This window comes from Corynebacterium diphtheriae (assembly GCF_001457455.1).
GTDB lineage: Bacteria > Actinomycetota > Actinomycetes > Mycobacteriales > Mycobacteriaceae > Corynebacterium > Corynebacterium diphtheriae.
Genome location: NZ_LN831026.1, coordinates 740,570 through 762,677 on the forward strand (window position 1 = coordinate 740,570; position 22,108 = coordinate 762,677).

The following is a 22,108-nucleotide window of genomic DNA, read 5'->3' on the forward strand; positions in this document are numbered from 1 at the left end:
AAAACGGGAGTCATAGGGTCCAATGACAAGACTCCTGCTACAGCAGCTAGCGCACCAGAATCCAAGAAAAACGATGCACCTGAGCAGGCGGCTGCGCGTCCTCAATATCCAACACTGCCAGCGGGCGCATGTCTGCTAATGACGCAGCAAAAGCTGGAGAACCCGCAGGTAACTTCAACAATGTTTGGATCGGATCGTCAGTAACCAGTCCCCAATTTGCTCGTGCGGTTCGTGATGCTTATGCCTCGAACTATGTGGCAACTCAACAGCTCAACGCAACGTTGTCTGTCCATTCTGAGGTCACTGGTTTGGACTACAGCATGCAATGTTCTGATAATGGCTAATTTGTCACATGCACCGGCGGCAACAACGCCGTGGTGTATATCGGCTAATCGAACGACTCAAAACACAAGGAAGTAGTGGTTTTCATGCGTCACCACCTATCACCTTTGTTCATCGCAGTAAGTTGTTTGAGCGTCATGATCACTGGTTGCACTATTGGAGACGTCGATGGTGAAACAACCTCACGCACCACGCTGCGCCAACCATCACCGACTCTGGCACAACAACCACCAGCTCCGGCATCTGTCCCTGATTCGAATGCAACAGGGCTGCCAAGTGATCTTGCTGCGGCCCTAGAAAGCATTGTTACTGATACCCAAAATGAGTTGGGCGGGGCAGTGGGTATCGCTATTGCAGGTCCAGAAGGAGTATTGACGGCCGGCACGCAAGCAGGCGTTCCAGCTTGGTCGACCATAAAAGTACCCATCAGTATTGCTGCGTTGCGTGCCAATCCCGGCAACGATGTATTGATGCGCCAAGCTATTACTGTCTCGGATAATGACGCAGCTCGTGCTTTGTGGGATTCGCTTGGTTCCCCACGGGAAAAGTGGGGGCTGTCCTAGCACAAGGTGGTGATCCACAAACTCAAGTTAACGATCAGCCTGTCCGGCCTGAATTCAGTGTTTTCGGCCAAACACAATGGGCGTTAGGACCTCAAGCACTGTTTGCTCGACACATGGGATGTGTTGCCGGTTCTGAGTCAGTACTGGCTGCTATGGGGGAGATCGCAAGTAGCCAACGCTATGGTTTGGGATCTATTCTTGGTTCCCGTTTTAAAGGCGGGTGGGGGCCTAATCCTTCGGGTTCTTATGACGTACGGCAGTTTGGTTTGGTTCCGATTGGTGGGGTGATCGTGCCGGTGGCTGTCACTGCTCAGGCTTCTGATGGAGCATATGAGTCGGGACAGCAGCTTCTTACTCGGATGGCGACTAAGCTTGCTAGCTTTAATGGAAGTGTTCCGTCAGCGGAATGTGTGTGATCTTTTGGGCATCATAGGCTAACGGGTGCGCCGCTAGAATTGTCATTATGACGAATCGAGAGCTGACATTACGGCCCGCGGTCCTTTTTGCCCCAGCGAATAGGCCTGAGATTATTCCCAAAGCTGCCGCCCGTGCAGATATGGTCATCCTAGATTTAGAGGATGGGGCGGGCTCTATTGACCGCGACCAAGCCTATGCCAACATTCGCAACGCGGGTTTGGATCCGGCCACAACGTTTGTTCGGATTGTGGGACCAGAAGATCCTCACCATGCTGTGGATCTCGCGTTTGTAAAGACCACCGAGTATTACAACGTCATTGTGCCCAAAATTGGGGCGGCTCTTCCCGATGGTCTTGATGGCCTTAATGTTGTACCGATTATCGAAACCCCATTGGCTGTTATCAACATAGCCTCGATCGCGGCGGATCCCCACGTAGTCGGGTTGTACTGGGGCGCGGATGACCTGACGATTGCGCTGGGTGGCTTATATTCGCGCAGGCGTATAGACGAGCCCCAGCCCTCCTTCTACAGAGCACCCATCGAATACGCACGTGTGCAGACGCTGCTGCACGCTGCTGCAAACGGTAAGTGGGCGCTGGATGCGGTATATCAGGATTTCAAAGATCTTGATGGCCTCTATACAGAAGCACTGGATTCTGCCCGTATGGGATTTGCGGCATATCCATGCATCCATCCGAACCAAGTCGATGTGGTCCGGCGGGCTTTCGCACCTAGCTCAGAGCAGCTGGAATGGGCGCAGCGTATCGCTGAGGAGACGAAAAAACACCCCGGAGCTTTTCAGCTCGACGGGGAGATGGTGGATACACCACTTATTGCGTTGGCGCATCGGTTGCTGCAGCGTCACGCCGCAGCCAATTAGTTGTTCAGGGTGCGGATCAGGTTCAGTGTCCATTCCACGCGGTCATCGGGCAGGGCCGCACCTACGACGGCGAGTGCGGCGTCGGCAAGCATGATTGCTAGAGCGGGAAGTTCCTCATCGCGCAATGGTTCGGGTACCACACCATCGTTGCTGCGCATTTCAATTACCGACAGCGCGATGTGGAATGGCAGATCTGTACGGGGATCGTCGGGGCTGAGGATCTCGGAAGCAATGTTTTTAAAAGTTTGGCGTAGCTGATCGCGCTGTGTTTGGTAGGAAGCGAATTCTGCGGAAGCTGCAACCGGCAATTGGTAGAGGCGTCCGACATTCCAACGTGTCGAAAGCAACAGGCGACATTCTGTGGCTGTTAATGCCCACAAGCGTAACGGCGCTGGTGCTTCGTTATCGACGAAGGCCTCTGCGAGAGCCGTTGAAGGTGCCACGGTGGACTGAAGCAGGGTGAGGAAGATTTCCGTCTTGGACGGGAAGTGGTAGTACAGCGAGGCTTGACGAATTCCTACTGCGTCGGCGATTTGATGGGTAGACGTGGTAGCAAAACCTTGTGTAGTAAACAGCTCCGCTGAGGCATCAAGGATTTCCTCACGGGCGGTACTTCCACGTCGCCGAGGACTATTTTTACGGGGACGACCTACAGCTCCTGCCATAACGAGTACCTGCCCCTTTCCTTTCACAAAACCTTAAAAATGTGCGCAAAGCGCCATGAACGAATAAATGTTATACGACGTGGGCTCAAAGCCTACTATCGACGGCCACTAAAACCTAGAAACCTTAGGACTTTAGGGGAATGCCATATTGTTGAGCGAGCGCTCGGATGACATCAGAAACCAAACGAGACGATGCACCATAGATGCTGCGTTGGATAGCAGGCAGGCTTTCTGCCGTGGCCGCGTGAGAATGTACGCGGTCAGTCCAACGCCGGAACTGCAATTGCAATCCAGCATCCCACGCCTGGCGCAGGAAATCAGCTTGCGATGTGGTCAGTATTCCTGCTGCTACAGCTGCTGGGATTCTGCGACGCGTGGAAAAATCCGTGGAGTGAGCCGCTACACCAGCCCAGCGGGCGATCGCAATGATGGGGTAGAGCAGGTCTTTGCGGATGTCAACGACCATGTCGCGTGATGGTAAACCATCGTGGATGCGTAGTGTCGGTGGGCGATGCTCAATGGCGTCGATAAGCAGTGGCCTGTGGTCGGGGAGAGCCACTACCTCCTCAAGGCACCAAGTTCCAGCATCGGCAAAGACCGCAAGGTCGGATCCTTGTGCGGTACCAATCATTGACAACCACTCTTGCTTTGTGCGTGCAGTGGGGCCCAGACGAGTGTGTTCGGCGACCAGACCCACGCTCGTAATCAGGTCAGATACTGGGGTGGTATCAACATGGCTTTCTCCGACGGTAAGCCATTTAATTGGTGATGACGGAAGGGCGTCTCCGCGTCCGATTGCCCCTGTAAGTACCAGTTGCGCACCGCCTGTCATATCAGCGATTGCTTCGCTGTGTAGGACGTCGGTGACGAGACGGGAAAACCATTCGACAAGTGCTTGTGGCCGTTCGCCGTGATCGATGGCATTGCGCACTAGATCTTGGCTTTCGGCGAGGACACCGCGAACAGTGGGGGTGTCTGAGCACTGAGGTGCGAGCTCGGCGAGCTCAGTTAAAGACTCATGCAACAAGGTCACTTGCCTTCCCGTCAGGTGAAATATACAAGTACCTAAGCTACCAGCCGCGTGGCGCACGCGGTAAACGTGCCACTTACCAGCAGAAAAACTGTCCAGAATATGACGAAGCACCCATCTCTTATACAAGAGTGGGTGCCTTGTGCTGTCATCGCACTTCGAAGTTAACTTTCGGAGGCGTTGTTTGTTCTCCCAGTCGATTTAGCGGCTGGTGAACGGCAGGAGAGCCATCTCACGGGCGTTCTTCACAGCGGTTGCAACCTGGCGCTGCTGCTGCGGCGTCAGGCCGGTTACGCGGCGAGAACGAATCTTGTGGCGATCGGAGATAAACTGACGAAGGGTGTTGATGTCCTTGTAGTCAACCTTCTCGATGCCTGCGGCCTTAAGAGGGTTCTTCTTGGGGCGGCGGGACTGCTCCATCCGCGCCTTCTTTATGTTATTGCGCTTCATTGAAAACTCCCTGATTACCAGCTGGACTTACGGACGCCCGGAAGCTCACCGCGGTGAGCCATCTCGCGCATGCGGACACGGGAAACACCGAACTTACGCAGGAAGCCACGTGGGCGACCATCGCGGGAGTCACGGTTACGGACGCGAACTGGGGAAGCGTCACGAGGCTGGCGGTTCAATTCGAACTGTGCATCGAGACGATCCTCATCAGAGGTGTTCGGGTTCTTGATGATTGCCTTGAGCTCGTTACGGCGCTCCGCAAAGCGGGCGACGACTTCCTTGCGCTGCTCATTCTTGGCGATCTTGGACTTCTTAGCCATAGATTAACGCTCCTCGCGGAATTCGACGTGCTTGCGGACTACCGGATCGTACTTCTTCAAAGAAATACGGTCTGGGTTGTTGCGCTTGTTCTTACGGGTGACGTAGGTGTAACCGGTGCCAGCCGTAGACTTGAGCTTGATGATTGGGCGGATATCGTTACGTGCCATCTTTTAGATCTTCTCCCCACGTGCGCGAATCTTAGCCACAACGGACTCGATGCCGTCGCGGTCAATGACTTTCAGGCCCTTGGTGGATACGTTCAGGGTGATGGTACGGCCCTCAGAGGGCAGGTAGAACTTACGACGCTGCACGTTGGGGTTCCAACGGCGAGACGTGCGTCGGTGCGAGTGCGAGACAGACTTGCCGTAACCCGGCTGGCGTCCCGTAACCTGGCAAATAGCCGACATAGGTTTCTTTCTCCTAGCCGCCCACATTCAAACCTGCTGCTGCAGTAACAGGGCCACAGTGTGTGGAACTGCCTGTGCTGCAAGTGCTGACGGGGCGATAAACGAACAATTTCGACAACAGCAAGAGACAACCATACCTGCGGTGGGGCGAAAATCCTAATCAATTCCGAAAAAATTTTAGATTTCTTGCGTGTGTTGTCAGAAAAAGTCGTGTCAGAAGGTATGTGTGCTGCTGAAATGTGATTAGACAGTTAGTGAAATACCTCTATATAAAAGTGTGGGTAGCCGGCTTTTTGTCGGGGTGGGGGAGGGCTGGATTTTCTCAAAGGAGTAGTTGGGTGTACACTTTGGCAGGTTGCTTACACTTGTATAGTGTCGGCGAGCATCGCGAAACCCAACTCGAGCACGATCTTCACCGTGATGTGGAGAACCGACTCGAAGTATCAATCCTGAGGGAAATCGAGAGAATATGAAGAAAGATATCCACCCTGATTACCACCCAGTGGTATTCCAGGATGCAGGCACTGGCCACCAGTTCCTGACCAAGTCAACCGCTACCAGTGACCGCACGGTTGCATGGGAAGATGGCAACGAGTACCCATTGATCGTCGTTGACGTGACCAGTGAGTCTCACCCATTCTGGACCGGTGCGCAGCGTGTCATGGACACCGCAGGCCGTGTTGAGAAGTTCAACCAGCGTTACGGTGCACTCGCTCGCCGTAAGAAGAACAAGTAATAAAGGAGGGAAACAAAAATGGCAGTTCCAAAGCGTCGTATGTCGCGTGCAAACACCCACGCACGTCGTTCCCAGTGGAAGGCAGATAACGTTGCCCTCCAAGAAGTGAAGATCAACGGTCAGACCGTTCGCATCCCACGTCGCCTGGTTAAGGCAGCTCAGCTTGGTCTCGTTGAGGTTGAGCAGTTCTAAGCTCTTGTGGATATAATTCCACTATCAATGAAGGCTGATTTCGGTTAGATCGAAGTCAGCCTTTATTCATTTGTAATTTAGAAGACTTCTTTCGGAGTGTGTGTCGGTTGGCTGCTATTGTCAACATTCAACGCACTATAAAATTGTTGCACTAAATGTAATTATTCATAGCTGACTCTGGGCGTTGCTTGAGGGTCGGTCTCGGCGGGACAAGGCAGAATAGACTGAATGAAGATTGTGGTCGTAGATGATGAGCAGGCGGTGCGCGAGTCGCTTTGTCGTTCGTTGTCCTTTAACGGATATGAAGTGCATCTGGCTCAAGATGGACTCGAGGCACTTGAAGTAATTGAACGTGAACAACCAGAGCTGGTCATCCTTGATGTGATGATGCCACGCATGGATGGTCTTGAGGTTTGCCGCACCTTGCGTGGTAGCGGTGACGACCGTCCGATTTTGGTTCTGACCGCTCGCGATGGTGTGTCTGATCGTGTTGCCGGCCTTGATGCTGGTGCAGACGACTACCTTCCTAAGCCATTCGCACTTGAGGAGCTACTAGCTCGTGTGCGTTCCCTGCTTCGCCGTGCCGCTGCAGAGTCCGTCGGCTCCGGCAGCCAAGGGGAGCTTTCCTTTGAGGATCTTCGCCTAAACCCCGATACGCGCGATGTCACCCGCGGTGGTCGCCCTATTAGCTTGACTCGCACTGAGTTTGCGCTGCTCCAGTTGCTGATGGCGAATTCTCGTCGCGTACTTTCGCGTGCGTCGATCTTGGAAGAAGTGTGGGGATATGACTTCCCAACTTCTGGAAACGCACTGGAAGTCTATATTGGCTATTTGCGTCGCAAGACTGAATCAGAAGGGGAGCCACGTTTGATCCATACCGTTCGCGGTGTTGGCTACGTGCTGAGGGAAACTGCGCCGTGATGCTGCGCCGTTTCCGCGAAAGCCTGCCGGGAGGGGCAGGCTTTTTAGGTATGTCTGGGGATGCCCGCACTTCGCACTTTTCGCGTGCGTCGCTTAAATCACGTATCTCTCTGCTTACTGCATCGATGGTGGCAATTGCTGTGGGCATGATGCTTATCGTGTCGTATTGGTCTGTTTCTGGCACGCTGCGTAGTTCGATGGACCGCGCTTTGAACGCCAAGGCAACGGCGTTGATTAGTCGGATGGATCAGCCTGATTTTTTCTTCCGTTCTCAGTACGAGATCGACAAGTTTCGTGAGTATAACGCGGATACCCGTATCTCGTTGCGAATGCCCGGCTGGAACTATTCTGTCGGCGACGATTTGCCGATGGTCAAGGGTGGCGGCGACGATGTCGAGGGGTATAGTGCTGCCACGATCAACGGTGAGCGAGTTTTAACTAAGGTGTCGGATTCCGGTGCCACCGTCATTTTGGCGCGCGGAATGGAAGCCACCCACAAGATGATTACTAGCTTGGCAATTACACTGTTGCTGGTAGCAGGTCTTGGTGTGCTAATGGCGATCGCTACAGGTGTAGCTGTCGCATCTACGGTGCTTCGTCCTTTGCGGCGGTTGCGCAACCGGGTTCGTTATATTACGGAAACAGACGATCTCAAACCGATCCAAGTAGAAGGTAATGACGAGCTTTCGGAGCTTACGACTCGTTTCAACGAGATGCTTGAGGCGTTACGACGTTCGCGTCAGCGTCAAACCGAGCTTGTTGCCGATGCCGGCCATGAGCTGAAGACGCCTCTTACTTCTATGCGCACCAACATTGAATTGTTGATGATGATGCATAACACGGACTCTGCTGCGATTAGTGAAGAAGATAAGCAGGCATTGCAGTCGGATGTTATTGCACAGATGGAGGAGCTTTCCACGCTGATCGGTGATCTCATCGATCTGGCACGCCAAGAAACCTCGGAGAAAACTTTAGAACCCATCGATTTGCTTGATGTGGTTAATTCTTCGGTCGAGCGCGTGCGGCGGCGTCGCCCCGATGTGCGCTTCGAAATCCAGGCGATTCCGTGGTACCTCGAAGGTGACAGCTTTGCCTTGGGGCGCGCAATTTTGAACCTCCTTGATAACGCATCAAAGTGGTCACCTGCTGATGGTGTTGTTCGTTTCACCATGCAGGTCGTAGAGCGTGAAGACGGCGATCGCGTTTTGCATATGGACATTTCTGATTCTTGTCCAGGTATTCCGGTCGAAGATCGTGAAAAAGTTTTTGATCGCTTCTATAGATCGGTGAGCGCGCGTTCAACCCCAGGTTCTGGCTTGGGGCTTGCCATTGTGCATTCCACGATCGTTCGCCACGGGGGAACTGTCACAGCTGGGGAATCCGACGACGGAGGCGCGCGAATGCGTGTCGAGTTGCCAGGATCTGTTACGGATGAAGAACTCCATTCTTCATCAAAGACTCGTGTGGTTCAACCAAGCAGCACTGCTGAGCGCCTTGATCTGGCACGGCAACGTCGTGAGGAGCGTCGTAACGGCAAATAATACGTTCACAGGAACCTCCCAGCGATTCACGACGCTACCCGCAGTGAGGTTCCAGAACGTCACCAGTATGTGGTCCGATAGTATTTACTATGACAAATCCACAGAACCATGATGACGCCCGCACTTCACCCACCGCCGATCAGACCGCAGCGTTTGATCGGGTGGAGAATCCTTACGGAAATGCTCACAACGTGCAAGAAGAACAACTAACTGAGCAATCGCAGCCGTTGGGAGCTCAGGAACCCCCTGTACCGCTGGAGCCGGAGACGTCGAAACGCGAAAAGCGACGCGTCAGCATCGGCACCGCTGTTGCTATGACGCTGGTTGCTGCCATTGCCTCTGGCACGTTGACTGGGGTTTATTCCACAAACCGTGCGGGTAATTCCGGCTCCACTACACGCACGCAGGTAGCGGAATCCTTGCGTCAGCCAGTATCTCAAGATCATCCAGCTCCCGTTGAGGGATCGGTTGAAGACGTCGCAGCAAAGGTATTGCCTTCTGTCGTATCGATTTTGGTGGCCACTCGAAACGGCTCCGCTGAAGGATCTGGCTCCATTATTTCCGAAGATGGCTACGTGATGACCAACAACCACGTGGTGGCAGGGGCTGAACAAGGGGCAGCGCGAATATCTGTGACCTTGAACGATGGCTCTGAGCATCCTGCTGAATTGATAGCTGGCGACCCAAACACAGACGTCGCAGTAATCAAGATCAAAGACGTCAGTGGCTTGCCTGTCATGAAGTTCGGTGATTCCAACAACCTCACGGTTGGGCAACAAGTGGTTGCCGTGGGGTCGCCGCTGGGGCTTTCGGCTACGGTCACATCTGGCATCGTGTCAGCGCTGAACCGTCCGGTGCGTGCAGGCGGCTCCGAAACAGGACAATCGTCGCTTATCGACGCCGTCCAAACCGACGCAGCAATCAACCCAGGCAACTCCGGCGGCCCATTGGTTGATGCCAACGGAGCCCTCATCGGCATGAACTCCGTGATCGCCTCGCTCAGCGCAGGCGGCAAGTCTGAATCCGGATCCATCGGCCTAGGCTTTGCCATCCCTTCCAACTTTGCTCGTCGCGTAGCCAGCCAGCTCATTGAGAAGGGTTATGCCACCCAACCCATGATTGGTATTCAGCTCATTTCGAACGCGAACGCCAAAGGTGCTGTAATCGCCGATGTTCAGCCTGATGGTCCAGGCGCTCACGCCGGATTACGAGCAGGAGAAGTGATCACCAAAATTAATGACCGCCATGTTGATAGCGCCGATGCTTTGATCGCTGCGGTACGAAGCAGCGATTTTGGTCAAACAGTTAAGCTCACCGTCCGTGGGGAAAACGACCAAAACGAGCGACAGGTCGACGTAACCCTCACAGGCGAATAGACTGCTAGATCAAAGTATCTATTACGAGAAGAGACGCCATGGAGATCACGGACATCACCCAAATGGACAACGTGTTCGATTACATCGAACCGGATCCTGAGTTTTTCCGCGCTACTGAAGCCGAAGATAATAACTCGGTTCTGGGCGGTCCGCGTCGTGCCCTCGCAGTACTTATCCGAGATCATTCCGAAAATACTGCGGATAACACGGCGACAGTAGTGGCAGAGCTACTGGGCGAAGGCGGTTTTACCGTGGATGCGGTCGTTGATGTCCAAGCTGACCAGCATCTTATTCGAAATGCTATTGAAACAGCTGTTGTAGGTGGCGTGGACTTAGTCCTCACCATAGGTGGCACGGGCGTGAGGCCGCGAGATCATGCACCAGAGGCAACACGGGAGGTTCTTGATCAGGAGGTACCTGGTATTGCACAAGCTATCCGCGCATCCGGTTTAGCCTGTGGCTCGGTTGATGCCTGCACTTCTCGTGGAATCTCCGGTGTATCCGCTTCCACCGTCGTGGTGAATATGGCAGCCTCACGTTCGGCGATTCGAGACGGCATGGCGACTATGACGCCGTTGGTGCACTACGTCATCGATCAGCTGCGCGAATACAGCGTGAACGACTAATTTTTAGGAGAAAGTGGAACAGTCGCAAGATGAAAAAAGCACGTAGAAGGGTTGTGCGTCTATCAGACGCTGAAGACTACGATCGGAAAGCCGATACCGCGGAATTCGTCTCTGCTATTCCAGATGTTGCAGTTCCTTTGGAAGACGGCGAAGAAGATCAACTCCAAGGCCTAGCCTTTTGGAAAGACCAGATGCCGCCACATTACGGCTCCTGAAAAATACAACCGCCTTCTTTCCTTAAACTCACGCGCATGTCGGAGAGTTCGGGAAAGAAGGCGGTTGAGATAGTCCGCAGAATAATTACAGGTTGCGGTTTTTTAGCAGGTCGCGGATTTCTTCCAAGAGTTCTGCTTCGATGGAGGCTGGTGCTTCTTCTTCCTCAACAACACCCTTGCGGCGTGCTGCCATCTCATTGAGCTTGTTCATAGGTGCAACAAGGATAAAGTACACAACTGCTGCGATGATCAGGAAGTTCAGTGCAGCGGTGATAACGGCACCGAAGTCCATGAAGGTAGCATCGTTGCCGGAGCGTAGATAAAAGCCTAGGCCGGAAACATCAGCACCGCCGAGGGTGGCGATCATTGGGTTAATTAGGTGCTCGGAAAATGCGGTCACGATAGCGGTGAAAGCAGTACCGATAACGACCGCGACGGCGAGTTCGACAACGTTGCCGCGTAGGATAAAGTCTTTAAACCCTTTGAGCATGGTTTACAACCTCTTTCTATAAATGTGCGCCAATTACGCTACCGGAATTATCTTTACAGTTCCAGTGCAAAACTATTTAGTTATGCTTTTTAACAGGGGTTTTGATCTATTCCGTCTTAGGTGGACGCGCTCGTGCTCCAGCGATGACAACTGTGAGCGGAATAGCGAGAGATTGGGAAGCGACGATTCGTGCTTGATCGGCCGGCAGCGCGATAAGAACAGCGTCCGAACCATAGCTTGAGGTATTTTTCTCTGGCACAGGGGCGAAAACTATGACGCCGCCGGCGGCGACAACATGCGGGTCATGAGCGTCGTTAGCTGCGATGACATCAACCACGTCTCCTGGTTGCACCACTCGCGAGACGGATTGTTCAGCAAGGCGAATGGGGACGATATTGATGGGTTGGTCTTCGCCGAAAGGCAACTGGTTCCCCACGGAGGAAAGCGTGTGACTGGAATCGAGAAAATCAACCGCTGTGGCGATACTGCCGGCGGTGTGGGCAGAAATAGTGATGCGTTCGTTGGGGGCTGATGCTAAAAGATCGTCAGGGCGCAGTGCGTTTTCGGGTATTAAGTGCTGAGGGACATGGGCGGTGGTGAAATGTGTGCGGTTGACGGCGGTGCCAGCTTCGACGGCGGTGGCGTAGCGCAGCACTTCTGTTGTGGATTCGGTACGGGGAAAAACTGCGAGTGCTAGGGCAAGAATGACAAGGCTTAATGCCAGGCTTCGCCGGAGAAATGTTTCTCGGCGCCTTCCTGGAGTGCGCAGGATGGATTTAATGGAGGTCACGTAAGTTTCGACGTATTAAGTCACCTGTTTGGTTCCCTCGGGGGTGATGATCCAATCGCAGGTGGCGTCGTGAGGCTCGAAGGGGATAGTGGTGTTGACTTCGGAGTCGAAGAGTATTGCCACAGTCGGGGTAGCAACTCCGGCTAGTGCGCGGTCGTAGTAGCCGGCTCCTTGGCCGAGTCGTCGCCCGCTGGGGATTATGCCGAGGGCCGGAACGATGATGAGATCCACGTCATGGAGGATGTCACTGCTGCGGGATGGGGTGGTGGGTTCTAATATTCCGAAAGTGCCACGCTCAACTGAATCGCCGCCGGAGTAGTGTCCCCATACTAGTTGGCGGTTGGGGAGTGACTTGGGTATCCACAGTTCGGACAGAATTCCTGTGAGATTGTCGGCAAAATCAACCCCGCCAGGCTCTGTGACTTCGGGCATATAAGCGGCGGCGCGTGTGGCATTGATTGTGCGAATGAGGGCGGTCAACTGATTGAGGATGGCAGCGTTATCGGCATGTAAATCAGCTGTGCTGCGGGCTAATCGAGCAGCTCGTATGCGATTTCTGGCATTTTTTTTGGCGGCAGTGAGTGTTAAAGCGTCGGACATAGCCACCAGCTTAGAGGGTGTTTATGGTCGTTTCCCCACGGGGAGGGGGCTCAGAATGTGACTTTTAATTTCGGTTTTCCTTGGTGCCGAAACCTATCTGGGGCATAGTTCGCGGTACTGTTTTCTTTATGACTTCACCCAAGAGTGGTAATTCGTGTGCCGTCAGAACCGTGATCGTCCCAGCTGCTGGTTTGGGTACACGGTTTCTCCCTGCCACAAAGACCGTCCCTAAGGAGCTCCTTCCTGTCGTCGATACGCCAGGTATCGAGCTGATTGCTGAGGAGGCCGCGCAGTTGGGGGCAACGCGTTTGGCTGTGATTACGGCGCCGAAAAAGCAGGAAGTGTTGGATCACTTCAACAGGTTCCCAGAGCTGGAAGCAACGTTGGAAAGTCGTGGCAAGAAGGATCAGCTGGCAAAGGTTGTGCGTGCTGCTGAACTGATTCAGCCGGTTTCTGTGGTTCAAGAGACTCCGCTTGGTCTGGGGCATGCAGTGGGGTTGGCGGAAAGCGTGTTGGATGACGATGAAGACGTCGTAGCTGTCATGCTTCCGGATGACTTGGTGCTGCCCATGGGCGTTGTGGAAAAGATGGTGGAGGTGCGTCGCCAGCTGGGAGGCTCTGTGCTGTGCGCTTTCGATGTTCCTCGTGAAGATGTGTATAACTACGGCGTCTTTGATATTGAGGAGTGCGATTACGACGGCCCTTACCAAGTCAAGAGTGTGAAAGGCATGGTGGAAAAGCCAGCCGTAGAAGACGCACCTTCGACGTTTGTTGCAACAGGTCGTTATCTTTTGGATCGTGCGATTTTTGATGCGCTTCGCCGTATCACCCCTGGTGCGGGCGGTGAGCTGCAGCTTACTGATGCTATTGCGTTGCTTATTAATGAGGGGCATCCAGTCCACATCTTGGTTCACGATGGAAAGCGCCATGATTTGGGAAATCCTGGTGGTTATATCCCAGCGGTGGTGGATTTTGGTTTGTCGGATCCGACGTATGGCCCACATTTGAAGAAGGTCCTGCGTACCATTTTGGAAGAGCACGGCGCTTAAAAGTCACCCTTTGGGGTAAGCGCAGGTGTTGTGTGTTTTCGTGAGAAAGGGCACACTGCCTAGGAGAGAAGTTCACCAGTTTTAAAGGAGTCGGACGTGCGCTCAGTGGAGCAGCAGCTAGCCCTTGTCACCCAATCTGCGGTAGCGCCAGAGCCTGTACGCATCGCTATCGCTGAGGCACTGGGGCTTATGTGTGCTGAGGAAGTGCAGGCATCGCGTGCACTTCCTGGTTTCGACCAAGCTGCGATTGACGGATATGCGGTCCGTGCGGTCGACGTTGGTGGTGAACGCGGCCTTGGCCGGCCTATCGACGCACCTATTGGTCCGATCGAAACGTCGTTGCCAGTTGTCGGTGAGGTCCCTGCGGGATCGCAGCGCCCGTTGCGTCTGCAACCCAAACAAGCCGTGCGAGTGCATACGGGTGCGCCGTTGCCCACGCTTTCTGATGCTGTTATCCCACTGGAGTGGACAGATTGTGGTCGTAAACGAATGACTGCCCATCGGCCGGTGCGCTCTGGGGAGTTCGTGCGTCATGCTGGCGATGACATTCGTCCTGGTGATGTTGCGGTAAGCGACGGTGCGATTCTGAGTCCTGCTCACATTGGATTGTTGGCGGCTGTGGGGCGCTCCAAGGTGTTGGTGTATCCGCGTCCTCGCATGTCGGTGATCTCTGTAGGACATGAGTTAGTAGAAATCGACCGCGAGCCTAGTTTGGGACAAGTATTTGATGTGAACTCCTATGCGTTAGCGGCTGCTGGCCGTGATGCTGGTGCCGACGTACACCGTGTGGGCATTGCAGCCGGCGAGCCACGGCGCCTCCGCGAGATTGTGGAATCACAACTTTTGCGTAGCGAAATCATTGTTATCGCCGGAGCAGTTGGTGGTTCTGGATCTGAGGAGATTCGTCGTATTTTGTCGGATCTGGGAGAAATCGATACCACACGCGTTGCTATGCACCCAGGTTCTGTCCAAGGTTTTGGGTTGCTGGGAGAAAACCAGACCCCCGTCTTCTTGCTTCCTAGTAACACTGTGTCGTCGTTGGTCATTTTTGAAATGTTCATCCGTCCAGTCGTGCGCATGAGTTTGGGCAAGAGATCATCGCAACGCCGTTTGGTGCGTGCGCGTGCGCTTAACCATGTGGGCTCGAAGGTGGGGCGGCGTGGTTACATTCGTGCTCGATTGATGCGTGACGCCCAGACGCAGGACTATCTGGTGGAAGGCTTAGGTGGTGCGAACGGTGCACCGGCCCACTTGTTGGCGGGCTTGGCTGAAGCGAATGCGATGATCAAAATCCCAGAAGACGTCAACGAGGTCCGTCCAGGAGACATCGTCGAAGTTCTGTTTATGTCCCAAGGACGCTAGCGCGTATGTCTCGCTTATTTTCTCGGGTCAAGCAGATGCGATCCGATCGCGCTGCTGTCCATCCCCGCCATCCTGGTTGGCCAGAGGCCACTCCCGCGGTGTTTACTCCCGCAAATATCCATGTTCGCCTCCGCCCGCTTGATAAGAACGACAAATCGGCATGGCGTATGATGCGGCTTTCTGACCAGCGATTTTTGGAGCCGGTAGAACCTACGGTTGAGGATACGTGGCAATCCGCGCATTCTTCTACTGCGTGGCGTTCTTATATTTTCTCGCTAAGACAAGCCGCGTTTGCGGGGTCCTTGGTCCCTATGAGCATTGAGGCCAATGGACGGTTTGTCGGTCAGTTGACAATCGGTTCAATCCAACATGGCATTAGCTCTGATGCATGGATCGGCTATTGGGTGCATAGTTCCGTTACGGGCCAAGGTATTGCCACGGCCGCATGCGCTTTAGGTGTAGATCATGCGTTTCGACGCGTTCGTGTGCACCGTCTGACGGCGACCTATTTGCCGCATAATATTGGCTCCCAGAAAGTTCTGGTGCGCTGCGGGTTTAGGCACGAAGGATATTTGGAACGAAACTTGCACATCAATGGAATGTGGCGGGATCATTACCTTATGGCGCAGACTAACGATGAGTTCACTTCACCGTGCGTTGATCGCTTGATCGCATCGAGATTTTTGCGGCGCGCCTGACCCCATCCGTAACAGACGGGGGATAGCCTTAGAAAATTACAGTGTTTGACTCTTAGCTCACTAGACGAGTTAAGTCTCAGTGCTTTACGCTCATCACAAGTACAACAACCCGGAAAGGCCTACAACGTGTCCGGAACCGTCGTGATCGTCCTGATCGTCTTGGTGTGGCTCTTCGTGCTCGCACCATGGCTGCTGCGTGGCCAAAAGCCGATCCGTAAAGCCGGTGAGGGATTCGATGATACCCGCGTGGTGTACGAAGGTGGCAGCGAAGAGCTGCAACCACGGCACCACCCAAAGGTTGGCCCCCATGATGTACACACTGGATATGAGGCCGATTCGGCTGAACATGAGTTGGAATACGCCGAAGTAACTGAGGTTATCGAACAATCTGCCGAAGTCGAGGAAGAAGACACTCAAGGACCGCTGATCGATCAAGATCCAGCAACCACGTTGGGTGATGTATTCGCACACGCAAAAGAAAAGATTGGGGCTAAACGCTCCCGTGGGGAAACTCCGAATGCGTCTGTGATGCCACAGGTTATTGAAGGTGAAATTGTTGCAGAGCTACCAGCGCCTGAGGTTGTAGCGGACGAAGACAGCGCTCACGACGAAGCAAGCCTTGATGCGGTTGACGATGGTGACGAGGTGGCACGTTACGACTTCGATGATGCTTACGTTGGCCCCGATGATCTGATGTACCCCTCCGATAACGATGTGGTTACCTCTCTCGATCGCAGCGAGGCCACAGCGGAACCTGTGCTCGATGATGACTCTGATCTCACCGATGAGGAGCGTGCGTTTGCAGAGCGACGTAGCCATCGCGGTAGCTGGGATCCAGAATCTGAGGCGCAGGCGGTTGTAAGCCGTCAGCAGCGTCGTCAGCGGACCGTCATGGGGCTCGGTGCCGCAGTGATCGTCTCGTTGGTTGCAGCCGTGGTTTTCGGCGGTTGGGCTTGGGCGGGCGCAGGTGGTTGCGCAGGATTGCTGGCATTGTACCTGTGGGCATTGCGTCGCCAAGTTATTGCGGAGCAAGCGCTGCGCCGTCGTCGTATTCAGCAGTTGCGTCGTGCACGTTGGGGCGTGCGCAACTCGGCTGATGAGGAACTTGGTATCCCGAACCGGTTGCGTCGCCCAGGGGCAGTAGTGCTAGAGATCGACGATGAGTCTCCTGATTTTGAATATCTTGACGTTGTGGCTGATTCCCGACGCGACGGGCAAACACCACACTTTGACGGTGCTGATCATCACCGCCGCGTGGGCTAAGGTGTTGTTGTTTACTTCAACTGACAAGGGGAAGCGGGATTCATGGATCAGCCCATAGTGCGTGATATTGCCCTGCTAGTTTTTCGTGCGGTGTTGGGCATTGTGTTTGTTGCCCACGGCTTCGAGCGGTTTTTTCGTACCGGGTTGGTAGAAACAACCGGACAATTTAGCGCTATGGGAGTGCCCCAGCCCAAGCTTTCTGCTTACCTCACTGCCACGGGAGAACTCCTCGGCGGTTCGTTACTTGTGGTGGGGATGCTGACCACCTTTGTTGCCGGCGCACTGGCTTTGTTAGTGGTGGCCGCAATCTACTTTGTTCACCTTGATCATGGCTTCTTTGTGGCCGATTCTGGAATGGAATATCCCTTGGTCATGGCGGTGGCGTTGTTGATGATCGTCGTTTTTGGTGCAGGACGCGCCAGCATAGATGGGGTGCTCAGCCGTGCTGACTTGTAGCACAATCCAGGCCGCGCTTTCAGCGAGACTTGACGGGGAAACACCAGGTATCGACGACGATGTCATTGATACACATCTGGATTCGTGTCCCGACTGCCAAGCATATTTTGATCAGGCCGTAGCTCTTAACCGATCGCTTGCGTTTAGAATTCCCGAGGCGGCCTATACCGAGGCACCTGATCTTATCGACGACATCCTCGCGAATGTAGAACCTCAGTGGCGCAAACAAGCCGCTACGCGAGCATGGAATACCGCATTGTCTCGAGTAAGCATTGTGGTCGCGGGGCTGTTGTGGCTCGCGTGGGCGATAAACCTTATTGCCATCACATCGACGGAAATAGATCCGCTAGCAAACCGAGTTTCTATGGAGGCAGCATCTCTTCGGTTCGCTATAGCTTTTAGCCTCTTTTTCGCTGCTTGGCAGCCTCGTGTAGTAGGCGGCTTATTGCCTGTTGTCGCTGCTGTGTGGACTTTCGAAGTCGGCTTTGGAATTCGTGACATCTTCTTAGCCCCAGAAGCCGGCGACACCATGATCCAACTCGGGCTACTATTTCTTGCAGTAGTGACATTGTCGTGGCTGTGGATATCGGACAAAGGCTGGGTCATCGTACGTGAGATGGTGCGCAGCTTATCGTCCGATCCACGTTAAGTTCCCCATTAACGCCAGCTTGGTAGCCACATCATGGCGTTAAACCATGCGTCTGGAATAACAAATCCATACAGCAGTGGCGAGAAGTAAAAGAACATTGCGATCACGACGGCGAGATAGCAGATGGCAAGAATTCTCCCCGTGGGGAACACTCGGCCTTTCCAGAATGCGGCTGGGCGGAGGCGTCGATACGCTCCTGCGTCCATGAGGTGGTTAAGCGTTATAGCCAGCATGACGATGGTGAACGGGACGAGCGCAGTCGCGTAGAAGAAGTACATTTGGCGGTCGTAACTTGCTAGCCACGGCAAAAAACCAGCCATGAAGCTTACCCATGGGATGAGATATTCTGCGCGGCGGCGAATGATCATTTCCCACAGTGCCCAGCACACTACAGGTACTGTGAGCCACCAAATCGCAGGAGTGCCAAAGAGGTAAATCATGCGTCGGCACGAGCCAAACGCACAAGAAATATCCGTGCTGGAGTAGTAGAGGATCGGGCGGGTAGCGGCAAGCCAGGACCATGGTTTGGAATCCCACGGATGGCTGTGCCCCGAGGACGATGTCAATGAGGCGTGAAATTCTAAGACTTCAGCGTGATAGTAAAGCCAGCTTGCTACTGCGTCTGGGAATAGCCGAAGAATACTGTTGTCCGCTACATCTCCGGTGGCAACAGCATGTCTAAATACAGAGGTTTCTGAAGCAAACCATGCGCGCCAACTCCACGTATATACGGCCAGCGGAACGAGAACGAGGGAAGCAAAGGCGGGGAATGCATCCTTGAGTAGCATGCCCAGCGTGGCGTTACGAGCACCGAAAATACGACGTCGCCATGCGTCGAGGGCTACGGCTAGGATTCCGAAGAACATGATGTAGTACAGTCCGGACCATTTCACGGATACCGCGCAGCCGAGGAGCACTCCCGTGGCGAAACGCCACCAACGAAAACCGATTCGAGGCCCCAGATCGGTGTCGAGTAGCTTCTGTGACCATGCGTTATACATGCGGGCATAGACTTGCTGGTGGTCGCGGCATAGCGTCCAAGCGGCGGTGACAATGAAGAGCACTTGGATGATGTCGAGCATTCCGAATCGGGATGTGACTAGGAGGACGCCGTCGAAAAGCGCGATGATACCGGCGAGGGTTGCTGCTCGTGAAGATAAAGTTAGGCGTCGGGTAAGCGCCATGATGGCCACGATGGTCAGGGTGCCGCACAGAGCGGTCACCGCGCGCCAGCCAAGGGGGGTGTATCCAAATAGTGCTTCACCATAGGCGATGAGTTGCTTGGCGAGCGGGGGATGGACGACCAGCCCGTAGCCTGGGTTGGATTCGATGCCACCGGTAATGGGGTTGATCCATGATTCGACCATGTCCCAGGCTTGTGGCACATAGTGTTTCTCGTCGAACACGGGGGTATGCGCGGAGGTCGCTGAGGTAATTCCGATGGCGCGCATGAGAAATGCTGCGATGGTGATGATCGCGGTCGAGATGGTGTCGTATCGCGACCATTGCAGCGCGTGAGGTGCGTGCGGGTGGGCGGCGCTGGGGAAGCGGGGCGCGTATCGACGCCTCCTAGTCCATGCTGCTGTGAGGCGACTGCGTGGTTGGTCCTTGGCGGTATCCGGAGCCGAATGAGAAGTCACGCGGTTTAGTCTACGAGGTTTGGGTGTCCAACGAAGACTCGGTTGGTGATGGAAGGGGGTGTTGGGGAGTTTCCCCACGGAGGTGGAAGTACAGTTGCGGCAGGGGTGAAAACTTCTGTTTATGTGACGCCGGTTATAGGGCTTGCGCGCTTATGCGCTGCAGGGATTTGTTGTTTGTCGGGGGGTCTGTGCGAGGCGGGTCGGGGGTGATGTGCATATGTGTTGGGCGACCGAAAGTGTGGGATTTTTTGCAGGAAATCGCTGAACAAGCTCCATTGACAGTCAATCGTTACGCATTTGTGACCATTGATTGGGCTTTTGTATAATTATGCAGGGGTTTTGCTATGTAACAAGCTGATAAAAATGTGAAGAAACTGACTGATAATCTTCTACTTTGAGCATCCCTGTCTTTATAAAGGTCTTTCTTATCGTCATGATAGATATATGACCGATTCGCACAATAATCCCTCACGGGATGAGGAGCTTCGCAACAGTGAGGTCTCTCGTCCCGAGTTCAGTACGGATCCCTCGTCCGGATCCAGTGAGAGCACGGCACTGGAATCGACAACCTCGTCAGCACCTGTCGTCAGCGCAACGGCAGAGCTTGCCGCCATGATCGAGGGCGAAGGACTTATCGCTGAGGCAACCGCAGCACCGGAAAAAGAAATTACTTTCGAAGGTGAAGATGACAACGCAGGAGTGGACTGGAAAGTCACAGCCCCTGCCATGGTGATTGTTCTCGCTGTTGTCGCGTGGGGAATCCTCGGAACGACAAGCTTTGCCTCCTTTGCGGCATCCTCACTGGGTTACATTGTGGATAGCTTCGGCTGGGCATTTATTTTCTTTACTACTGTGTTCTTGATCTTCGCCATTGCTATTGCATTGAGCAACTTTGGCACAATCAAGCTCGGACGCAATGATGAAGCCCCTGAGTTTTCCACCACGTCGTGGATCGCCATGATGTTTGCTGCCGGCATGGGCATTGGTTTGATGTTCTACGGAGCATCCGAACCACTGAGCAATTACCTCAACGGCGTTCCAGGACATGACCCACGCTCCGTGGGGCATGCCATGAGCACCACCTTGCTGCACTGGACGCTGCACCCATGGGCAATTTATGGCATTTTTGGCCTTGCTATTGCATATAGCACGTTCCGCTTGGGACGTCGTCAGCTATTGAGCTCGGCGTTTATCCCACTGATCGGTGAACACGGAGCAAAAGGATGGATCGGCCGCATTGTCGATATTTTGGCGATTATTGCCACCATCTTCGGTACTGCTTGTTCACTGGGCGTCGGTGCTACCCAGATCAGCGCTGGTCTTGATGCCGCAGGTGTGGTGAAAGATCCAGGAATGAGCACGGTTTTGGCCATCGTGTCGGTATTAACCTTGGCCTTCTTGTTGTCGGCAATGTCTGGCGTAGGCAAAGGCATTCAGTACGTATCTAATGCCAACATGGTCCTTGCGGCACTCTTGGCAATTTTCGTATTCGTTTTGGGACCGACCGTCACCATCTTGAACCTGATCCCAGGCTCGCTGGGCGCATACCTATCCAACTTCTTTGAGATGGTCGGCCGTACTGCAGAATCTGCCGATGGATCGGCAGGAGAGTGGCTGGGCAGCTGGACCATCTTCTACTGGGCATGGTGGATCTCGTGGAGCCCATTTGTGGGCATGTTCTTAGCGCGTATTTCACGTGGCCGTACGATTCGTGAATTCCTGTTCGGCGTCATGCTTGTACCGGCAGCGGTGTCTGTTGTTTGGTTCGCCATCTTTGGTGGCACTGCTATTCACTTCGAACAAGAGGGTCGCTCTATCTACGGCGACGGCTCTGCTGAATACCAGCTCTTCGAACTGTTGCATGCACTGCCAGGTGGCAAGATTGCCGGTGTCGTTGCTGTGATTTTGTTGGCTACCTTCTTTATTACCTCTGCCGATTCGGCTTCCACGGTGATGGGATCCATGAGCCAAAATGGTCAAACAGATGCGAATAAATATGTGTCGGCTGCGTGGGGTCTGTTGGTTGCCTTGATCGGTATGACCATGTTGGTTTCTGGTGGCGACGATGTTTTGAGCAACCTGCAAAATATCACCATCATTGCTGCAAGTCCGTTCCTGGTGGTGATCGTCATTTTGATGTTTGCCGTGTTGAAAGACCTCAGAAACGATGAGATCTACTTGGATTACCGTGAGCAGCAGCGCTTTGCTTCACGTTTGGCTCGTGAACGTCGTATCCACTTGGAGCACGAGAAGCGGAAGAAGGCCCGTGAGAAGCGTCGTAACGCGAAGGAGCACAAAGAGCACAAGGTTCGCGTGCCACGTGCTGGAAAGGGTGACCACCTACGGCACCGTCGATAAGCAAGCATCGTAAAGATGTCAGAGCACAATTAAACAAAAATTTCACACACGTATTTTGAAAGGTGAGCACC

General features: G+C 53.9%; 28 protein-coding genes. 18 read left to right on the forward strand and 10 right to left on the reverse strand.

Going from position 1 to position 22,108, the window contains the following annotated elements:
- Window positions 1–128: 128 nt before the first annotated feature.
- The 4 genes from AT687_RS11830 (at window position 129) to AT687_RS03645 (ending at window position 2,202) form a co-directional block, all read left to right on the forward strand.
- On the forward strand, window positions 129–344 hold the full coding sequence (locus tag AT687_RS11830) for a hypothetical protein (protein ID WP_014303140.1): 216 nt from the start codon (window positions 129–131) through the stop codon (window positions 342–344).
- Between the two features lie 84 nt (window positions 345–428).
- Window positions 429–905 (forward strand): serine hydrolase, encoded by a 477-nt coding sequence (locus tag AT687_RS03635; RefSeq protein ID WP_016829440.1) that lies wholly within the window; start codon window positions 429–431, stop codon window positions 903–905.
- On the forward strand, window positions 890–1,321 hold the full coding sequence (locus AT687_RS03640; protein WP_021334934.1) for a hypothetical protein: 432 nt from the start codon (window positions 890–892) through the stop codon (window positions 1,319–1,321). The genes AT687_RS03635 and AT687_RS03640 overlap by 16 nt, the downstream gene beginning before the upstream one ends.
- Before the next feature lie 47 nt (window positions 1,322–1,368).
- On the forward strand, window positions 1,369–2,202 hold the full coding sequence (locus tag AT687_RS03645) for an HpcH/HpaI aldolase/citrate lyase family protein (RefSeq protein WP_014310213.1): 834 nt from the start codon (window positions 1,369–1,371) through the stop codon (window positions 2,200–2,202).
- On the opposite strand, the gene AT687_RS03650 is transcribed toward AT687_RS03645, so the two are convergent.
- The 6 genes from AT687_RS03650 to rpmB all read right to left on the reverse strand — a co-directional run bounded on the left by AT687_RS03650 (window position 2,199) and on the right by rpmB (window position 5,075).
- Window positions 2,199–2,867: a TetR/AcrR family transcriptional regulator gene (locus AT687_RS03650; protein ID WP_014310214.1), complete on the reverse strand. Its 669-nt coding sequence runs from the start codon at window positions 2,865–2,867 to the stop codon at window positions 2,199–2,201. The two genes, AT687_RS03645 and AT687_RS03650, sit on opposite strands and share 4 nt — an antisense overlap.
- A gap of 124 nt (window positions 2,868–2,991) precedes the next feature.
- The gene (locus AT687_RS03655) at window positions 2,992–3,900 is read right to left on the reverse strand and encodes a putative nucleotidyltransferase substrate binding domain-containing protein (RefSeq protein ID WP_014306678.1); all 909 of its coding nucleotides are present in this window, start codon (window positions 3,898–3,900) and stop codon (window positions 2,992–2,994) included.
- A gap of 198 nt (window positions 3,901–4,098) precedes the next feature.
- Complete coding sequence (gene rpsR / locus AT687_RS03660) at window positions 4,099–4,347, reverse strand: 30S ribosomal protein S18 (protein ID WP_010934614.1); 249 nt, start codon at window positions 4,345–4,347, stop codon at window positions 4,099–4,101.
- Window positions 4,348–4,361: 14 nt separating this feature from the next.
- The gene (rpsN, locus tag AT687_RS03665; protein WP_003850743.1) at window positions 4,362–4,667 is read right to left on the reverse strand and encodes a 30S ribosomal protein S14; all 306 of its coding nucleotides are present in this window, start codon (window positions 4,665–4,667) and stop codon (window positions 4,362–4,364) included.
- 3 nt (window positions 4,668–4,670) lie between these two features.
- Window positions 4,671–4,835 (reverse strand): 50S ribosomal protein L33, encoded by a 165-nt coding sequence (gene rpmG, locus AT687_RS03670; protein WP_003850744.1) that lies wholly within the window; start codon window positions 4,833–4,835, stop codon window positions 4,671–4,673.
- A gap of 3 nt (window positions 4,836–4,838) precedes the next feature.
- Window positions 4,839–5,075, reverse strand: coding sequence for a 50S ribosomal protein L28 (rpmB, locus tag AT687_RS03675; protein ID WP_003850745.1), 237 nt, complete (start codon window positions 5,073–5,075; stop codon window positions 4,839–4,841).
- A gap of 469 nt (window positions 5,076–5,544) precedes the next feature.
- Between rpmB and AT687_RS03680 the strand changes: the two genes are divergently transcribed.
- The 7 genes from AT687_RS03680 to AT687_RS03710 all read left to right on the forward strand — a co-directional run bounded on the left by AT687_RS03680 (window position 5,545) and on the right by AT687_RS03710 (window position 10,682).
- Complete coding sequence (locus AT687_RS03680; protein ID WP_003850746.1) at window positions 5,545–5,811, forward strand: type B 50S ribosomal protein L31; 267 nt, start codon at window positions 5,545–5,547, stop codon at window positions 5,809–5,811.
- Window positions 5,812–5,829: 18 nt separating this feature from the next.
- Window positions 5,830–6,003 carry a 50S ribosomal protein L32 gene (rpmF, locus tag AT687_RS03685; RefSeq protein WP_003850747.1) on the forward strand — a complete coding sequence of 58 codons (174 nt, stop codon included), beginning with the start codon at window positions 5,830–5,832 and terminating at the stop codon, window positions 6,001–6,003.
- 228 nt (window positions 6,004–6,231) lie between these two features.
- Window positions 6,232–6,924, forward strand: coding sequence for a response regulator transcription factor (locus tag AT687_RS03690; RefSeq protein WP_014308146.1), 693 nt, complete (start codon window positions 6,232–6,234; stop codon window positions 6,922–6,924).
- Window positions 6,924–8,465 carry a HAMP domain-containing sensor histidine kinase gene (locus AT687_RS03695; protein WP_014318839.1) on the forward strand — a complete coding sequence of 514 codons (1,542 nt, stop codon included), beginning with the start codon at window positions 6,924–6,926 and terminating at the stop codon, window positions 8,463–8,465. Before AT687_RS03690 ends, AT687_RS03695 begins: the two co-directional genes overlap by 1 nt.
- A gap of 89 nt (window positions 8,466–8,554) precedes the next feature.
- A complete protein-coding gene (locus tag AT687_RS03700; RefSeq protein WP_014308148.1) occupies window positions 8,555–9,841 on the forward strand; it encodes a S1C family serine protease in 1,287 nt (428 codons plus the stop codon).
- A gap of 38 nt (window positions 9,842–9,879) precedes the next feature.
- Window positions 9,880–10,467 carry a MogA/MoaB family molybdenum cofactor biosynthesis protein gene (locus AT687_RS03705; RefSeq protein WP_014306681.1) on the forward strand — a complete coding sequence of 196 codons (588 nt, stop codon included), beginning with the start codon at window positions 9,880–9,882 and terminating at the stop codon, window positions 10,465–10,467.
- A 29-nt stretch (window positions 10,468–10,496) separates the two neighbouring features.
- Window positions 10,497–10,682: a hypothetical protein gene (locus tag AT687_RS03710; RefSeq protein WP_003850752.1), complete on the forward strand. Its 186-nt coding sequence runs from the start codon at window positions 10,497–10,499 to the stop codon at window positions 10,680–10,682.
- Window positions 10,683–10,767: 85 nt separating this feature from the next.
- Here AT687_RS03710 and mscL read toward each other — a convergent pair whose 3' ends face one another.
- The 3 genes from mscL to AT687_RS03725 form a co-directional block, all read right to left on the reverse strand.
- Window positions 10,768–11,172 carry a large conductance mechanosensitive channel protein MscL gene (gene mscL / locus AT687_RS03715; protein ID WP_014318840.1) on the reverse strand — a complete coding sequence of 135 codons (405 nt, stop codon included), beginning with the start codon at window positions 11,170–11,172 and terminating at the stop codon, window positions 10,768–10,770.
- A gap of 106 nt (window positions 11,173–11,278) precedes the next feature.
- A complete protein-coding gene (locus AT687_RS03720; protein ID WP_010934619.1) occupies window positions 11,279–11,962 on the reverse strand; it encodes a CpaB family protein in 684 nt (227 codons plus the stop codon).
- 15 nt (window positions 11,963–11,977) lie between these two features.
- Window positions 11,978–12,562, reverse strand: a complete 585-nt coding sequence (locus tag AT687_RS03725) for a 5-formyltetrahydrofolate cyclo-ligase (RefSeq protein ID WP_014318841.1) — start codon at window positions 12,560–12,562, stop codon at window positions 11,978–11,980.
- A gap of 128 nt (window positions 12,563–12,690) precedes the next feature.
- Here AT687_RS03725 and AT687_RS03730 point away from each other — a divergent pair, with 128 nt between their 5' ends.
- The 6 genes from AT687_RS03730 to AT687_RS03755 all read left to right on the forward strand — a co-directional run bounded on the left by AT687_RS03730 (window position 12,691) and on the right by AT687_RS03755 (window position 18,039).
- Window positions 12,691–13,611 (forward strand): UTP--glucose-1-phosphate uridylyltransferase, encoded by a 921-nt coding sequence (locus AT687_RS03730; protein ID WP_003850756.1) that lies wholly within the window; start codon window positions 12,691–12,693, stop codon window positions 13,609–13,611.
- Between the two features lie 96 nt (window positions 13,612–13,707).
- Entirely contained in the window at window positions 13,708–14,973 is a 1,266-nt protein-coding gene (glp, locus tag AT687_RS03735; protein WP_003850757.1) for a molybdotransferase-like divisome protein Glp, read from the forward strand.
- Between the two features lie 35 nt (window positions 14,974–15,008).
- Complete coding sequence (locus AT687_RS03740) at window positions 15,009–15,671, forward strand: GNAT family N-acetyltransferase (protein WP_014318842.1); 663 nt, start codon at window positions 15,009–15,011, stop codon at window positions 15,669–15,671.
- A gap of 126 nt (window positions 15,672–15,797) precedes the next feature.
- Window positions 15,798–16,934 carry a divisome protein SepX/GlpR gene (gene sepX / locus AT687_RS03745; protein WP_021334937.1) on the forward strand — a complete coding sequence of 379 codons (1,137 nt, stop codon included), beginning with the start codon at window positions 15,798–15,800 and terminating at the stop codon, window positions 16,932–16,934.
- Between the two features lie 42 nt (window positions 16,935–16,976).
- A complete protein-coding gene (locus AT687_RS03750) occupies window positions 16,977–17,390 on the forward strand; it encodes a DoxX family protein (RefSeq protein ID WP_003850760.1) in 414 nt (137 codons plus the stop codon).
- Window positions 17,377–18,039: a zf-HC2 domain-containing protein gene (locus tag AT687_RS03755; protein ID WP_010934624.1), complete on the forward strand. Its 663-nt coding sequence runs from the start codon at window positions 17,377–17,379 to the stop codon at window positions 18,037–18,039. The genes AT687_RS03750 and AT687_RS03755 overlap by 14 nt, the downstream gene beginning before the upstream one ends.
- A gap of 8 nt (window positions 18,040–18,047) precedes the next feature.
- On the opposite strand, the gene AT687_RS03760 is transcribed toward AT687_RS03755, so the two are convergent.
- On the reverse strand, window positions 18,048–19,757 hold the full coding sequence (locus AT687_RS03760; RefSeq protein ID WP_014318844.1) for a dolichyl-phosphate-mannose--protein mannosyltransferase: 1,710 nt from the start codon (window positions 19,755–19,757) through the stop codon (window positions 18,048–18,050).
- 366 nt (window positions 19,758–20,123) lie between these two features.
- Here AT687_RS03760 and AT687_RS03765 point away from each other — a divergent pair, with 366 nt between their 5' ends.
- A complete protein-coding gene (locus AT687_RS03765) occupies window positions 20,124–22,037 on the forward strand; it encodes a BCCT family transporter (protein WP_014318845.1) in 1,914 nt (637 codons plus the stop codon).
- Window positions 22,038–22,108 lie beyond the last annotated feature (71 nt).

What these genes read in the sequence shown, in the direction of transcription:
- AT687_RS11830 (WP_014303140.1), top strand. Translation starts at nt 129, where the DNA reads ATGTCTGCTAATGACGCAGCAAAAGCTGGAGAACCCGCAGGTAACTTC.
- AT687_RS03635 (WP_016829440.1), top strand. Translation starts at nt 429, where the DNA reads ATGCGTCACCACCTATCACCTTTGTTCATCGCAGTAAGTTGTTTGAGC.
- AT687_RS03645 (WP_014310213.1), top strand. Translation starts at nt 1,369, where the DNA reads ATGACGAATCGAGAGCTGACATTACGGCCCGCGGTCCTTTTTGCCCCA.
- AT687_RS03650 (WP_014310214.1), bottom strand. Translation starts at nt 2,867, where the DNA reads ATGGCAGGAGCTGTAGGTCGTCCCCGTAAAAATAGTCCTCGGCGACGT.
- rpsR (WP_010934614.1), bottom strand. Translation starts at nt 4,347, where the DNA reads ATGAAGCGCAATAACATAAAGAAGGCGCGGATGGAGCAGTCCCGCCGC.
- rpsN (WP_003850743.1), bottom strand. Translation starts at nt 4,667, where the DNA reads ATGGCTAAGAAGTCCAAGATCGCCAAGAATGAGCAGCGCAAGGAAGTC.
- rpmG (WP_003850744.1), bottom strand. Translation starts at nt 4,835, where the DNA reads ATGGCACGTAACGATATCCGCCCAATCATCAAGCTCAAGTCTACGGCT.
- rpmB (WP_003850745.1), bottom strand. Translation starts at nt 5,075, where the DNA reads ATGTCGGCTATTTGCCAGGTTACGGGACGCCAGCCGGGTTACGGCAAG.
- AT687_RS03680 (WP_003850746.1), top strand. Translation starts at nt 5,545, where the DNA reads ATGAAGAAAGATATCCACCCTGATTACCACCCAGTGGTATTCCAGGAT.
- rpmF (WP_003850747.1), top strand. Translation starts at nt 5,830, where the DNA reads ATGGCAGTTCCAAAGCGTCGTATGTCGCGTGCAAACACCCACGCACGT.
- AT687_RS03690 (WP_014308146.1), top strand. Translation starts at nt 6,232, where the DNA reads ATGAAGATTGTGGTCGTAGATGATGAGCAGGCGGTGCGCGAGTCGCTT.
- AT687_RS03695 (WP_014318839.1), top strand. Translation starts at nt 6,924, where the DNA reads ATGCTGCGCCGTTTCCGCGAAAGCCTGCCGGGAGGGGCAGGCTTTTTA.
- AT687_RS03700 (WP_014308148.1), top strand. Translation starts at nt 8,555, where the DNA reads ATGACAAATCCACAGAACCATGATGACGCCCGCACTTCACCCACCGCC.
- AT687_RS03705 (WP_014306681.1), top strand. Translation starts at nt 9,880, where the DNA reads ATGGAGATCACGGACATCACCCAAATGGACAACGTGTTCGATTACATC.
- AT687_RS03710 (WP_003850752.1), top strand. Translation starts at nt 10,497, where the DNA reads ATGAAAAAAGCACGTAGAAGGGTTGTGCGTCTATCAGACGCTGAAGAC.
- mscL (WP_014318840.1), bottom strand. Translation starts at nt 11,172, where the DNA reads ATGCTCAAAGGGTTTAAAGACTTTATCCTACGCGGCAACGTTGTCGAA.
- AT687_RS03725 (WP_014318841.1), bottom strand. Translation starts at nt 12,562, where the DNA reads ATGTCCGACGCTTTAACACTCACTGCCGCCAAAAAAAATGCCAGAAAT.
- AT687_RS03730 (WP_003850756.1), top strand. Translation starts at nt 12,691, where the DNA reads ATGACTTCACCCAAGAGTGGTAATTCGTGTGCCGTCAGAACCGTGATC.
- AT687_RS03740 (WP_014318842.1), top strand. Translation starts at nt 15,009, where the DNA reads ATGCGATCCGATCGCGCTGCTGTCCATCCCCGCCATCCTGGTTGGCCA.
- AT687_RS03750 (WP_003850760.1), top strand. Translation starts at nt 16,977, where the DNA reads ATGGATCAGCCCATAGTGCGTGATATTGCCCTGCTAGTTTTTCGTGCG.
- AT687_RS03765 (WP_014318845.1), top strand. Translation starts at nt 20,124, where the DNA reads ATGACCGATTCGCACAATAATCCCTCACGGGATGAGGAGCTTCGCAAC.